The sequence below is a fragment of the Polyangium jinanense genome (assembly GCF_028435365.1).
The window spans coordinates 159,763-173,063 of sequence record NZ_JAGTJJ010000012.1; the positions used below are offsets into that span (position 1 = coordinate 159,763).

11 protein-coding genes are annotated in these 13,301 nt (G+C 69.8%); 5 read left to right on the top strand and 6 right to left on the bottom strand.

All coding sequences use genetic code 11. The annotated features are described in order from the left end of the window. The first annotated feature begins 160 nt into the window (after nucleotides 1-160). Genes KEG57_RS22375 through KEG57_RS22390 form a run of 4 tightly spaced genes read left to right on the top strand, consistent with a single transcriptional unit; the run spans nucleotide 161 to nucleotide 5,227 of the window. Nucleotides 161-1,189, top strand: a complete 1,029-nt coding sequence (locus KEG57_RS22375; RefSeq protein ID WP_272421075.1) for a trypsin-like serine peptidase — start codon at nucleotides 161-163, stop codon at nucleotides 1,187-1,189. Next, on the top strand, nucleotides 1,186-2,658 hold the full coding sequence (locus KEG57_RS55675) for an FHA domain-containing protein (RefSeq protein ID WP_272421076.1): 1,473 nt from the start codon (nucleotides 1,186-1,188) through the stop codon (nucleotides 2,656-2,658). The genes KEG57_RS22375 and KEG57_RS55675 overlap by 4 nt, the downstream gene beginning before the upstream one ends. A 5-nt stretch (nucleotides 2,659-2,663) precedes the next feature. After that, a complete protein-coding gene (locus KEG57_RS22385; protein ID WP_272421077.1) occupies nucleotides 2,664-4,187 on the top strand; it encodes an ABC transporter permease subunit in 1,524 nt (507 codons plus the stop codon). Next, nucleotides 4,184-5,227 carry an ABC transporter permease gene (locus KEG57_RS22390; protein ID WP_272421078.1) on the top strand — a complete coding sequence of 348 codons (1,044 nt, stop codon included), beginning with the start codon at nucleotides 4,184-4,186 and terminating at the stop codon, nucleotides 5,225-5,227. Before KEG57_RS22385 ends, KEG57_RS22390 begins: the two co-directional genes overlap by 4 nt. Nucleotides 5,228-5,402: 175 nt before the next feature. Here KEG57_RS22390 and KEG57_RS22395 read toward each other — a convergent pair whose 3' ends face one another. The 6 genes from KEG57_RS22395 to KEG57_RS22420 form a co-directional block, all read right to left on the bottom strand. Then, entirely contained in the window at nucleotides 5,403-5,783 is a 381-nt protein-coding gene (locus KEG57_RS22395; RefSeq protein WP_272421079.1) for an STAS domain-containing protein, read from the bottom strand. Next, on the bottom strand, nucleotides 5,780-6,274 hold the full coding sequence (locus KEG57_RS22400; protein ID WP_272458787.1) for a hypothetical protein: 495 nt from the start codon (nucleotides 6,272-6,274) through the stop codon (nucleotides 5,780-5,782). The genes KEG57_RS22395 and KEG57_RS22400 overlap by 4 nt, the downstream gene beginning before the upstream one ends. Before the next feature lie 29 nt (nucleotides 6,275-6,303). Then, the gene (locus tag KEG57_RS22405; RefSeq protein WP_272421081.1) at nucleotides 6,304-8,103 is read right to left on the bottom strand and encodes a PP2C family protein-serine/threonine phosphatase; all 1,800 of its coding nucleotides are present in this window, start codon (nucleotides 8,101-8,103) and stop codon (nucleotides 6,304-6,306) included. Then, entirely contained in the window at nucleotides 8,100-9,242 is a 1,143-nt protein-coding gene (locus KEG57_RS22410; protein ID WP_272421082.1) for a multiheme c-type cytochrome, read from the bottom strand. Before KEG57_RS22410 ends, KEG57_RS22405 begins: the two co-directional genes overlap by 4 nt. Nucleotides 9,243-9,313: 71 nt before the next feature. Continuing rightward, entirely contained in the window at nucleotides 9,314-10,012 is a 699-nt protein-coding gene (locus KEG57_RS22415) for a plastocyanin/azurin family copper-binding protein (RefSeq protein ID WP_272421083.1), read from the bottom strand. A 21-nt stretch (nucleotides 10,013-10,033) separates the two neighbouring features. Next, entirely contained in the window at nucleotides 10,034-11,503 is a 1,470-nt protein-coding gene (locus tag KEG57_RS22420; RefSeq protein WP_272421084.1) for a hypothetical protein, read from the bottom strand. Nucleotides 11,504-11,654: 151 nt separating this feature from the next. Here KEG57_RS22420 and KEG57_RS22425 point away from each other — a divergent pair, with 151 nt between their 5' ends. Further along, complete coding sequence (locus KEG57_RS22425) at nucleotides 11,655-13,151, top strand: ATP-binding protein (RefSeq protein ID WP_272421085.1); 1,497 nt, start codon at nucleotides 11,655-11,657, stop codon at nucleotides 13,149-13,151. The last annotated feature ends 150 nt before the right edge of the window (nucleotides 13,152-13,301 follow it).

Consider the following 13,301-nt stretch of genomic DNA (forward strand, 5'->3'; position numbering starts at 1 on the left):
GGGGGGGGGGGCGCCGGCGCCCCCCCCCCCCCCCCCCCCGCCGCCCCCCCCCCCCCCCCCCCCCCCGGGACAAAAGAGCTAGAACATCGAGCGGTTTACAACCGCTCGATGTTCTAGCGTTCGGCTGGCGAAGCCCGGCCACCAAAAATATACTCGCGGGATGCCGAGCGAGGTGCCGCGCGAGGCGATGGACGCGGACGGTCGTGTGGACGTCGCGACCGCGCAGCGCATCGTCGAGAACGCTGTCGCGCGCGCCACGAGCGGGCCCGACAAGAGCACAAGCATCATCGAGGCGAAGGTCGCCGAGGCGACGCGGCGAGGCGCGCGGCTGAACGCGCTGCTCGCATTCGGCGTGGCCGTGACGCTGGTCGCCCTCGTGGTGGCGGCCTTCGTCGTGTACCGATCGCAGCGCGCGGCGGCGATCCTGACGGCCGAGGCGGGGCTCGACGCGCGTCCAGCGACCGCGCCCGTGGGCACGTTGCCGACGAAGGTGCTCACGGGGCGAGAGATCTACGAGCAGAACAAGGGCGCGCTCTACGTGCTCGCGTACACGCAGAACCGCCGCATCAGCGGGTGCTGCAGCGCGTTCGCGATCAACAAGACCCAGCTCGTGACGAACGCCCACTGCGTCACGTCGTGCGGAGCGCGCGGCGGAAAGCCCGTCGTCGTGCAGAACGAATCGGCCGGGAAGGTCGAGCTCGAGGTCGTCGCGCAGCGCGCGCACCCGACCTACAACGCAAACTCGAAGCGCGCGGACACGCCCGACGTGGCGCTGCTCCGCGTGAAGGGGACGCTGCCCGTGGCCGTCACGCTGGCGAGCGACACGGAGCTCCGCGCGCTCGGGCCCGGCGACGACGTGTACGTGCTCGGATTTCCGGGGCGCGTGATGGATCCGGTGAGCCCGTCGGCGACGTTCCTGAGTGGGCACCTCGGCCGGCTGATGGGCTTCGACGAGCAGGCCACATCGGGTGACAAGGCCACGGTGATCCTGCACGACGCGGTCACGCGCGGCGGCAACAGCGGTAGCCCCATCTTCAACCAGTACGGCCACGTCATCGGCGTTCACGCGGCCCATGTGGACGACGAGGAAAACATCTCCATCGACGGGCAGAAGACGACGATCGTGCAAGCCTCTCCGTACCGCATCGGCATGCGGATCGATCTCGTCCGCGGGGTACCCACGCCGTGAACCTCCGGATCGTGCACACCGCAGGGCAAAGAGCCGGGACGTTCCAGATCTTCGAACGCGACGTCGTGCGGCTCGGTCGCTCGCCGGACAACGACGTCGTCTTCGACGCGAACCACGACCGCGAGGCGAGCGGGCATCACGCGGAGCTGCGTCGCGAGGGCGGCGCCTGGTACGTCGTGGATCTCGGCAGCCGCAACGGAACGTACGCCAACGGGCAGCGGATCCAGCAGCGGTACCCGCTCGCGCCGGGGACGGAGGTGAGCTTCGGCGCGAAGGGGCCGCGGATCCGGATCGAGCTCGTGCCCGCCGCTGCGCCGCCGCCGATGCCGCCGATGCCGGCCATGCCGATGCCGCAGCCGATGCCGCAGCCGATGCCGCAGCCGATGCCGGAGATGGCGCACGTCGCCGCGGCGCCGCGCGTGCAGATCGCGCAGGCCGTGCAGCCGGCGCCGCCCGCGGGCGCGCGCGTCGGGCAACGGACGATCGCGATGATGATCTCGCAGGCCGTCGCCGCGGCGAGCGGGCGCCAGAAGTTCGGGCGGACGGCGGAGCTCAACGCGATCGTCGAGGAGAAGGTCACGGCGGCGACGGCGTCGCAGCGGAGAACGGCGTACGCGCTCGGCGGGCTCCTCGTCGTCGCGCTGCTCGCGCTCGGCGGGCTCATCTTCTGGAGCACGCGCTCGCAGGACGAGATCCAGCGCCTGCGCGAGGAGCTCGCGCAGATGCCGCCCGAGGATCCGCGCCGCAAGGAGATCGAGGGGCGGCTCGGCAACCTGCACCCGTCGAACGCAAGCTTCGGCCGAAACCTCTACGACCGCTCGAAGAAGGGCATCTTCATGCTCGCTTCGAAGGGCGAGGGCTTCTGCACGGCGTTCGCCGTGAGGCCCTCGATGCTTGCGACGAGCGCGCACTGCATCCAGGAGGCGAAGGCGAAGGGCTCGGTGGTCGCGCTGGAGAACGAGGGGCGCGGGCAGGCGCGCTTCGACGTGATCGAGATGCGCACGCATCCCGGCTATCGCCCGACCGATCAGGAGAGCATCACACCCGACGTCGGTGTCGTGACCATCCGCGGCCGCTCGGCCGTCGTGCTGGAGATCGCGACGAAGCAAGAGCTTTCGGCGACGGGCGCGGGCGACGACGTGTACCTCATCGGCTTTCCCGGCCGCTTGATGGACGCGACGAACCCCGCCGCGACCTTCCTCGCCGCGCACATCGGCCGCGTCACGGGCGCATCCGGCCGGCCCGCGGCATACCAGGACGCCTGGCTCGTGCAGCACGACGCCGCGACGACACGCGGCTCGAACGGCAGCCCCATCTGGAGCGGCCAGGGCAAGGTGATCGCGGTGAACTCGGGCGGCTACCTCGAAGAGGGCGAGGAGAAGATCGCAGGTCGGAAGACGGAGGTCGTGAAGGCCTCACCGTACAAGTTCGGCATGCGGATCGATCTCGTCGAGGCGCTCCTCAAGTAGTCACGATGCTCAGGCTGGCGATCCGCAGGCTGCTGTTCATTCTTCCGACGCTGATCGCGGTCTCGGTCGTCACGTTCCTGTTTCTCTCGTACGTCCCCGATCCGACGGACGATCCGGCGCTCGCCGTGTCGCCCTCCGAGCGGGCGCGCCTGCGCCGGGAGCGGTTCCTCGACCTGCCGCGCTTCGTGAACCTCGGAACGCGTGACGTCCGCACGCAGTCCGCCGAGGCGATGCGCGCGATCGTCGACGGCGACGCCGCGAAGAAAGCGCGTGGGCAGGAAGAGCTCGCGCGGCTCGGCGGCGCGGCACTACCGCATGTGCTGCCCGCGCTCGACTCGCTCGCGCCCGGGCCACGCGCCGAGGTCGCGCTCGCGCTCGCGCCCGTGGGCGAGCGGATGGGTTTTTCGGGGGAGCGGCTCGCGGATCCGGCGCGCGCGGTCGCGTTCTGGACGCGGTTCTGGGACGACCGCGGCATCGAGTTCCGCCGCGCCTCCGTGCGCAGCGCGGTCCGCAGGCTCTCGCGTTACGGCAGCACCTCGCGCGCGGCCGAGTTGCGCGAGCTCGACACGTTCGTGCTGGAGGACGTGCTCGGCGCGCTCGAACATCCGACCGACGCGGCCTCGTTCGAGCGGGCCCGGGCCCTCGTCGACATCGCCGCGCACGTCACGGGCCGCGACGATCGCATCTCGCCCGGCGACGACCACGAAACGGCCCGCGCCTGCGTCGAGCGGTGGGGCTCGTTCTGGATGGTCTACAAGAACGACTTCGTCACGCTCGACGGTCCCTCGCGGATCGCGGCCATCGTGCTGGAAACACGCTACGGCAAGTGGGCGCTCGGCGCCATCACGCGGCGGCTCGGCGTGGGCATCGACGGCGTGCCCGTGCTCGACGGCATTTTCCGACGCGCACCCGTCACGCTGACCCTTGTTTTCGGCTCGATCCTGCTCGCATACGCGGCGGCCGTACCGATCGGTCTCGTCGGGGCGGCGTCGCGCGGGCGGCGTCGCGACGGGATCACGGCGGCCATCGTGCTCGTGCTGTACGCGATCCCCACGGCGTTCTTCGCGATCCTCGCGGCGCGCGGTTATGACGGGCACGGGCTCTTGTTGCCCACGGTCGTGCTCGCGCTCGGCCTCGTGGCCGCGCCGGCACGTCAAGCGCGCGCGGGGCTCGCGTCGGCGTTCGCGCAAGATCACGTGCGGGCTTCGCTCGCGCGGGGGGCGAGCCGCGCGCGTGCGCTCATGGTCCACGCGCTCCCGGGCGCGCTGCTCCCGGTCGTCACGCTCGCCACGCTCGAAGCCCCGATGGCCCTCGGCGGCGCGTTCGTCGTCGAGCGTGTCTTCGGCCTCGAAGGCCTCGGCGCTGCCACGATCGTCGCCGTGCAGTCGCGCGACACGAGCTGGCTCATGGCCGTCTCGATCTTCACGGCCGCGACCGCGACGCTCGGGGTCATCATGACGGACCTCGTGTACACCGCGCTCGATCCTCGGCTCGCGCAGAGCATCCTGCGCCAGAGGCCACGCACATGAGCCATCGCGGGATCGTGCTCCGGCGCGTCGCGCACAGCCGCCGCGCGGGCCTCGGCGCTGCGCTGCTTGGCTTGCTCGTGCTCGTCGGCGTCTTCGCCGAGATCCTCGCCGCGCCCGCGCCGCTCCTCGCCGTAGGACCGCGCGGCGTCGAGCTCCTTCCGGCGATCGTGCACGCCGAGCGGTACGAGCACCTCTCCCAGGACGAAATCGCGCGCTCGTACGCGGACAGCTTCGCCGTCTGGCCCCTCGTGCGATCCGGCCCCAAGGCGTCGAGTGCCGCGGGCCCCTTCGCGCCCTCGTCCCGCGTGCACCCGCTCGGCACCGACGAGAAGGGCCGCGACCTCTTCGCGCGCCTCGTCTACGGCGCGCGCACCGCGCTCGGTCTCTCGCTCGTTGCCGTCCTCCTGAGCGCGCTCCTCGGCGTCCTCCTCGGCGGCCTCTCGGGCATCCGCGGCGGCACCTCGCGTGACGCTCTCGTGCGCCTCGTCGAGACCGTCGACACCTTCCCCGCCATCCTCGTCGTCGCGCTCGTGCGTGCCATCGAGCACGAGCCCTCCGCGCTCTCGCTCGTGCTCGCGGTGGCCTTCGTGCGCTGGGCCGAGGTCGCGCGCCTCGTACATGCCGAGACCTTGCGCGGCGCCTCGGAAGATTATGCTCTCGCCGCGCGTGCCCTCGGCGCCTCGCGTGCGCGCATCTTCATGCGCCACGTGCTCCCGAACGCGCTTGGCCCCGTCACTGTGAGCTCGGTGTTCGGTGTCGCGTCCGTCGTGCTCCTCGAAACGGCGATCTCGTTCCTCGAGATGGGCGCGCCGACGTCGGCGGCGTCCTGGGGCGAGACGCTCGCGCAGGGCGCGCGAAACCCCGCGGCGCTGCGCTTGCTCGTCTTGCCGGTCTTCTTGCTCCTCGTGACCGTGGGCGGCTCGTACCTCGTCGCGGATGCGCTGCGCGACGCGATGGATCCGCGAGCCGCGCGAAAGCGACGGGACGAAACGTACGGTTCGTTCGGGCCTTCCACGGACGAGCCGCACGCATCCCGATGACGATACGTCACCACTCGTGATGGGCTTGCAACGCGTCGCGCACCCGACGTACGTTGGAAAAAGCCCGGTCTCCTTGGAAGGCTTGGGCTCGGCCCGGCGTGCTGACCAACCTCGCCGGGCCTCTTTTCATTTGGGGACCAAGGATCTCACCGGGGAGCGAGCGCGCCGGGCGGCGTCATGACTCGACGGTGATCAGATCCACGGCAAAGCACCGGAGCGCGTGCAGGCTGCGGCGCTGCCAGTGCATCTCGGGGTTCGACAGGAGCCGGATCTTGTACTCCTGACTCCTTTCGAGTTCGCCGAGCTCGCTGATCCAGGACACGAAGCTCTTGAAGCAGGACGAGTTCATGAACTCGAGCTGGCGGAAATCCACCTGCACCTCGGTGGCACTCATCCGCAGAGCCTCGGCGTGCACGCGTGGCAGGAGCGAATCCAAGCTGTCCTTCGCCGCCATGTCCGCGTTGCCCGAGAGGCAGACGACGAGCGAGCGACCTTCCGCGCGCACGCTTGCCGAGAAGTCGCGGAGCGAGACCGAGAGATCCGAGGTCGCGCTCACGCGTTCCTCCGCGCGGCAACGGTCGTTTGCGCCAGGATCGTGACCCTGTCGTCCTCGATGGTGTGGCTCATCGTCATCTCTCCTTCGGCCCGCACGCGCACGATGCCGAGCCCAGAACCAACCTTTCGCTTGGCGCTGCGCGCCATCGCGATCTGGTAGTGGTCGAAGGGATCGTCGTGTCGGCTCATCTCCTCGAAGATAGTGGCGAGCGCGGCGATGTGCTCGGCGTTCGCCCGGTTCGCGAGCCGGATGGAGACCGTGCTCGACGTGTCTCCGGGCTCGAACGTGATGGACAGAAACGTCACGCCGTCGCTCCCGTACTTGACGGCGTTCTCCAGAAGCTCGTGGGTCGCGAGCGCGATCCGCGACACGGTGTCGTGGTCCTCGATCATCCGCTCGTAAAAATCGGTCAGGAACCTCCGAACGACGGAGATGAGCTCGACGTTGGGCCGGAACGTCAGCTCGAAAGCGGTCGGGGTCTCGGTCATCATTCCTCTGCGGATCGGAGGTCCAATCTATCTCAGCCTTCGGCGCGCGTCTCGCTCGCGCGGAACCGCACGACGACGAGCGTCACGTCATCCTCTTGCCCCTTGCCGTGGGAGAAGCGGGCCACGTCGTCGAGGATAACATCGCGAATCCGCTCCACGGGCTCGCCCGCGAGCGCCTCGATCTGCGCCGTGAGTCGCGCCATTCCGTACATTTCGCCCGACGCGGTTCGCGCCTCCGTCACCCCGTCCGTGTAGAGCACCATCACGTCGCCGTCTTCGAGGACGAGCTCGTCGTCCTGCACCGTGCGCGCGACGTCGCGCATCGCGCCGACCCACGGGCCGAGCGTGGGGATCGCTTCAATCTTCCCGGTGCTCGCGCGCAGGACGAGGATGTCCTCGTGCGCGCCGGCGAACACCACGCGTCCGCTCCGGTGGTAGCGCATCACTGTGAGCGTCACGTGCTCATCGTTGCGCAGGCGGTTGCGGATGTTGTCGTAGAGCACGAGGTTCAGCACGCGCACGAGGTCCTTCGGTCGCGCTGACGGATCCTCCCGGCCGAGCGCCGCGATCGCGCTCTGCACCATCAGCATCACGAGCCCCGATTGCAGCCCGTGCCCCGCCACGTCGCCGATCGCGAGGATCCCGCCGCCCTCCACGGGGAAGACGTCGTAGTAGTCGCCGCCGACCTCGCTCGCCGGGATCATCCGCGCCGCCACTTCGAGCCCCGGCACGTCGAGGCGCCGCGGCAGGATCGACGTCTGGATCCGCGCGCTGATCTCGAGCTCTTTTTCGAGTCGCTCCTTCGCCGCCATCTGCTCGCGTGATTCCGCGAGCTCGCGCGCCATCCGGTTCATCGCGTCGCCGAGCGCGCGGAGCTCCATCGGGCCTGTCACGGTCGCCTGCGCGTCGAGCTTCCCGCGCGACACGTCACCCACGAACGCCATGAGCCCGTCGAGCGGACGCGAGAGCCTGCGCGAGAGCACGATCGCGAGCGCCGCCGCCGCCGCGAGCGCGACGAGCGCGATGAGCGCCACGCGCGCCTCGAGCTCGCGGGACGGCGCGAGCGCGCGATCGAGCGAGCGCGCGAGGTGAACGGTGCGCGCCCCGCCCGCGGCCGTATCCAGCGTCCGCGACGTCGATAGATACGGCCCACCCTCGGACGCGGACGACGCCGTGACCATCCGGAGCACCTCGCTCGGCGCCTCCGTCCCATCTTCGAGCTTCGAATGCGCCACCACCGTGGCTCCATCCGTCACCACCACGAGGCTCCCCGTCTGGAGACGCACCTCCTCGACGAGCGCATGGTCGAGTTTGAAGCCGAGCACCAGCACGCCGACCGTCTCGGTGCCGAACGCGAGCCGCCGCGCGACCACCTCGTAGAGCTTCCCCTCGTTCGTCCAGAGCCCGGACTTCTCGCCGCCGCGCAGCGCGCCCGCGATGATCGGATCCTTCGACATGTCGAAGCCCGACGCCTTCGGATCGGCCACGTCCGCGAGCAAGAGCCCCGTTCCGTCCGTCATCAGGAACAGCTCGCTCTTCACAGCTTTGTGCAGCTCGTCGGCCACGCCGTGGACCGTCTCCGGCGACACGTCTTCCGTCGCCACCACGGCTTTGACCCGCGGCTCTTCCGCCACCACGTGCGCCTTCGCTGCATGCGCGCGCAGCCGCTCGGTGCGGTGCGCCTCGAAGACCCGCGCGCTCCGTTCGAGCGCCTCGCCGAGCTCCACCCGCGCGCGCCGCTCCAGCACGATCGCCGCGCTTCCCGCCGTGGCCACCGTGATCGCCGCGATGAGCAGCACGATCCAGAGGAGCAACGTGCTGCGAAACTTCATGGCCGCACCACCACCGTCTTCGGCAGGTGCTCGCGCCCCTTGCCGCTTCGCTTTCCGCCGAACGGGATCTCGATCTTCCCCATCGAACGCTCCTCCGCGGGCACGCCGAGCGCCTCCGAAATCGCCGGCGACGCCGAGCGCCAGGCCACCTCGATCACGAGCGATCCCGGTTGCGGCGCGTCGAGCTCGAACGCGAGCGTGCGCGCCTCGCCCGGCGCGATCCGGTTGTCGCTCTTCTCTGCCCGCGCGAGGTAAAACGGCACTTCACGCCCCGCCTCGTCCACGAGCACCCGCCCGAGCATGCGCTCCTCGCGCGCCTGCATTTGCCCCTTCTCGTCGAGCGCCTGCACGCGCACGACGACCTGCCGCCCGGCCACCCCCGACGGCACCGCGTGCCCTGCGCCTTCGTTCTTCAGCACCACGGACAGCGCGATCTTACCTGCGTGGTCGGTCGCCGACGCGACGATCCCGAGCGCCTTGCGCACGAGCTCGCCCTTCTCGCCCATGAACCCGTGATGCGCCACGCGCACCTTTCGCTCCGTGCCCGTCGCCGCGTAGGTCATCTCCGCCGGCATGTGGCACTCCTGGCAGGCCGTGCCCGAGACCGCGAAGCTCGACGCGCGCCACTCGGTGAACTCGGTGATGATCGGCAAGCTCTTGCCGTCCGCGAGCGGCATCGAGAATGCGTGACAGCCTCCGCAGACGCGCGCGTCGCGGAACGCGGGCGCGCAGCCCACCTTGTGGAAGTAGTTGTCCTTCGCGTCGCAGTACGGCCCGAACTTCCGATTTCCTTCGAGATCAAACGTATACCGCGGCTCGGCCGCGTCCTCTCCGACGTCGCGGATCGCGTGGCACGCCTCGCACGTCACGCCCTCGTCGACCGCCCGCTCCGCCGGAGCCGTGAGCCCCGCAAGCGGCGCGTGACACACCTCGCACACGGGATTCTTCGACTGATCCCGCATCGCGACGTAGAGCGGCGCGTGCCGCGCGCGCGCATGCGCCGACGTCTTCCACTCCGCGTGGAGCATGCTGTGGCAGTCGCCGCATCGATCGGCGGGGAACGCGCGGGCGCGCGGCTTTTCGAGCGAGGGTTTGTCCGGGGGCGGGGATGCGGACGGGGACGCGGACGCTTCTTGCATCGCCGCCGCGCGCGGCGATCCTTCCGGCGGCGTTCTGGGATCGCAGCCGAACGTGAACGCGAGGAGCGCCGTTACTTGTAGCGGCCGTATGGCGTCCCGTCCTTTCTCAGGTGCCGCTTCGGCGACGCGCCTTCCGCGAGCGTCGGCTTGAACGACGCCGTCCCGCCCGCGGCCACCGTCACCTCGCCTCGCACCTCGGGCCCGTGCACTTGCCACGCCACGACCGGGTAGGTCCCTGCGGGCACGTTCTTGATCTGGAACGATCCATCCGCGCCCGTCACGGCGTAGAAGCCGTTGTCGAGCACCTTGATCTTCGTGACCATGTGCGGGTGGATGTTGCAGTAGACGTCCACCACGCCGGCCTCGCGGAACGTGACAGACTTGCTCTCGCCGCTCTTGTAGAGCCCGAGATCGAAGCGCGCGGCCTTCGAGACCGAAAACACGTTGTGGAAGACCTTGTCGTCGTTCGGGAACTCCACGGTCGTCCCCTTCACGATGACCATCAGCCCCGGCGTGAACGTGAGGTTCTTCTGTCGAATCTCGCGCTTGCCGGCCGGCGCCGGCGAGCCGGGCGCGTTCTCGAGGTAGACCACGATGCCCGATCGATCGGCCTTCGGCGCGTCGTCCACGAGGACCGTCACCACGCCCGAGACGTTGCCCGCGGCTGGCGCCTCGGCGCGGCTTACGCGCGGGGAGAAGGAGACGGTGAGCGGGATCGTCACCACGCCGAGGGGGATCAGGAGGCCTAGGAGGCGAGACCAGAGACGCATGCGCCATTCTCCTCGGGAGCGTCAGTATTTCAGGAGCATCGAGCTCGTGAACACGTCGTTGGGAAACTGGGGGGCGCGGCCCAGCTCGCGGTTCAGATTGTACTCGGCCTTGAGGATGAGATGGGTCCCGAGCTCCATCCGCACCCCGGCCGTCGCGCGCAGGACCTGGGACTGGTAGACGAAGCTCACGCCGCTCCGATGTACTGCATCACGCGCGTCGACCCGAGCATACGGCGTGAGCCAGTTCAGCACCCGATATCCCACGAGCGCATAACCACCGCGGTACCGGAGGCAGGGGGCGAGGCCACATTTCGTGTCCCCCGCGGCGCTCTTCCCATCGATGACGCCCTGCATGACCTCGGCCGTCACCTCCAGATCGCGCCAATCGAGGTGTAGGTCCACGCCGACGTGCGTGTGCAGCGCGTCCTCGGCGCTTTGCAGGTCCTGCGCGCCGATCGAGCCCGAGAGCCCCACCTCGAGCCCGGCCCCGAGCGGCGCGCGCGAGGCGATCCGGCCCGCCACGGTCTTCCAGTCGTTTCGATCGATCTCGCCGTGAAATGGGAACGACTCGCTCCCGTGGCTGCCGTTCGTCACGGCCACGTTCAAGATCATCGCGCCGTCCCAGAATTTCCCGCGCGCCTTCAGCCCGAGCGGAGATCCGCAGGTGTATCGACAGAGCAAAGACGGCGTCACCGTGAGCCTGTCGGGCGCCTCGCGGCTCCGGTACTCCCAGCCGAGCACCGAATCGAACTTCCCGGCATAGAGGCTGAGCTCGAAGCGCTCGATCGGGACGAGGTACTCGGCGTACGCAAGCTTGACGTCGATGAAATCGCCGAGCGCCCGATCCCCGGGCGCCGAGACGTCCCGCGTCCGCGGCGCGAAGTCGATCGACGCCGTCAGCGTGAGGTCCTCCCGCGGTGCCGCGAAGAGCTGCATGTTGAGCGCGTTCACGGCGAACGACGATTTTCCGCCGCTATCGATCGCGTCGAACGTGAGCGCCCGTGATTCGCCGGTGTCGGCCGGCTCGCCGCGCGCGTTCACCATCGTCGAGAGCGGGTCCCCATAAAAGACCCACGACGCGGGGATGTCGCCCTCGTACTCCGGGAAATACCGGTACCCGCGGTCACTCCGTATCCCCGAACCGTTGCCCGTGGCCCGGAAAAACCCGAAGTCGAGGTAGCCGCCGAGCTTGCTCACGATCGGCAGAAGCCTCGTGATCTGCTGGTCGACGTAGCTCGCGTCGTCCTCGAGCTTCGCGACTTTCTCGCGTACGGCCTCGTTCTGTTTTGCCGCGCGCTCGAGCTCCGCCACGCGCTCGCGCATGCGGCGGTTCTCCTCTTCGAGCGCCCGAAGCCGCGCTTCGACCCGCTCCGAGGCCGAAGGTTCACGCCCGTTCGTCGCGGCGTTCCCATCCCCGTCCGTGGCCCGCGCAACACGAGGCACGATTCCGACGACGGACAGGAAGAGCACGATCGCAAGCCGCTTCCTCATGTCCCGATGCGACCCTACAGGGACCGAACGGCCCCGTCGAGCGTTGATTGCGCTCCCGCTTCTCTCTTTGCTTCGGTATGATGCCTGCCGTCCAGGGGGCGCCATTGTTGTCCGAACCCGTGAGCGATCCTGCCGTGCGGAAAGGGGCGACTTGAGCCCGACCGCGCTTCCCAGCGAGCTCCTCGCGCGTTTCCGCGGCGTGGCGCTCGAACGGCTCGACCGCGTCGAGAGCGATTGGGGCAACTTCATGCACGGCGGGGGCCGGCCCGAGGTCGCCGCCGTGATGCAGCAAGAGCTGCACACGCTGAAGGGCGAAGCCCGGATGATGCACTTCGGCGGGCTCGCCACCCTCTGCCACGCGCTCGAAGGTCTCGTCGCGGCCGTGGCGAGGCGCAGTCGGCGCGTGCCCGAAGAGGTCGATCTCGTCGTGACCATGGCCATCCGGTTCATGGTCGTGATGCTTCGCAAGAAGGACGCAGCCTCGAGCGCGGGGATGGACGTCGACGGGTTCGTGCAGCAGATCGAGGAGATCGTCGCCGAGGTCGCGGCCGACGAGCCCGAAACCCCGGCGCCCGTCCCCGGGTCCCGCAGCGCCCCGGTCGACCTGCGCGATCGCGTGTCGATGGCCACGCAGCAGCGCCTCGCCGCCCTCGCGGTGCGGGTCTTTCTGGAGCATGTCGCGGCCGGGCGCGCGCGCGGGCGGCTCGGCGACGTGGTCCACGCGCTCTCCGAGGAGGTCACCTCGCTCTCGGCCGTCTCCCTCGCGCCGCGGCTCGCGCCCCACGAAGCGGGAGCGCGTGGCCTCGCGGAGAGCCTCGGCAAGGAGGTCCGCGTGGCCTTCGACGTGGGTGACGTGCGCGTCCGCGCCGAGGTCGCCGAGTCCGTCGAGGTCGTCCTGCTCCACGCCCTCCGCAACGCGGTGGATCACGGCATCGAGCGGCCCGAGGCGCGCCGCGCCGCGGGCAAGGCGTCCATGGCCTCGATCCGCGTCTCGGCGCGGCAGAAGGGCGGCGAGATCGAGATCACGGTCGAGGACGACGGCGCGGGCGTGAACCTCGAGGCGGTGCGGAGGCGCGCGATCGACCTCGGCCTCTCCACGCCGGAGCTCGCCCTGCGCGCGCAGGACGACGAGCTCACGGAGCTGCTCTTTCGCCCGGGCCTGTCCACGCGCACCAAGGTCACGGACGTCTCGGGCCGCGGCATCGGCCTCGATGCGGCGCGCGCGGCCATCCAGCGCGTCGGCGGCTGTATCTCCATCACCACGCGCCGCGGCCAGGGCACGCTCCTCGTGCTCCGCGTCCCCCAGGCGAGCCACCTGCTCCCCGTCGTGTGTTTTCCTGCGCGGGGCGCCGATCTCGTCCTCGCCGTGGCGGCCGGCCCCGGCGTCCGCGTCGTGCCCGCCGAAGGGGGCATGCCGGCCCTCGATCCGGTGGAATACTTTGATATGGCGCCACCGGGTGGTGCGCGGAGCGGCGAGGGGGTTCGGATCGAGGTCCGGCGCGGGGAAGCTCGCTTCACGTTGCGGGCCGGCGGAGCGCCTTACGCGGCCGTGGCCACGCGCCTTTGTCCGACGGCCGACGATTGCCCAGCCGAGATCGTGACCGTCGATGGGGCCGAGGTCCTGCTCGTGCGGCCCGAGGTATTCTGACTCCGTCCATACCCGGTTTTTCCGCCACGCGCGTGAATCGTGCCCTACGTTTACGTCCTTCTTGCCGTAGCAACGGCTCCTCGATACCATGCCGTCAATGGCCCCAGCATGACGCTCGGGCAGAACCCCCCTCGTCCGGCGAGAGGCAGC

What these genes read in the sequence shown, in the direction of transcription:
- KEG57_RS22375 (WP_272421075.1), top strand. Translation starts at nt 161, where the DNA reads ATGCCGAGCGAGGTGCCGCGCGAGGCGATGGACGCGGACGGTCGTGTG.
- KEG57_RS22385 (WP_272421077.1), top strand. Translation starts at nt 2,664, where the DNA reads ATGCTCAGGCTGGCGATCCGCAGGCTGCTGTTCATTCTTCCGACGCTG.
- KEG57_RS22390 (WP_272421078.1), top strand. Translation starts at nt 4,184, where the DNA reads ATGAGCCATCGCGGGATCGTGCTCCGGCGCGTCGCGCACAGCCGCCGC.
- KEG57_RS22400 (WP_272458787.1), bottom strand. Translation starts at nt 6,274, where the DNA reads ATGATGACCGAGACCCCGACCGCTTTCGAGCTGACGTTCCGGCCCAAC.
- KEG57_RS22405 (WP_272421081.1), bottom strand. Translation starts at nt 8,103, where the DNA reads ATGAAGTTTCGCAGCACGTTGCTCCTCTGGATCGTGCTGCTCATCGCG.
- KEG57_RS22410 (WP_272421082.1), bottom strand. Translation starts at nt 9,242, where the DNA reads ATGCAAGAAGCGTCCGCGTCCCCGTCCGCATCCCCGCCCCCGGACAAA.
- KEG57_RS22415 (WP_272421083.1), bottom strand. Translation starts at nt 10,012, where the DNA reads ATGCGTCTCTGGTCTCGCCTCCTAGGCCTCCTGATCCCCCTCGGCGTG.
- KEG57_RS22420 (WP_272421084.1), bottom strand. Translation starts at nt 11,503, where the DNA reads ATGAGGAAGCGGCTTGCGATCGTGCTCTTCCTGTCCGTCGTCGGAATC.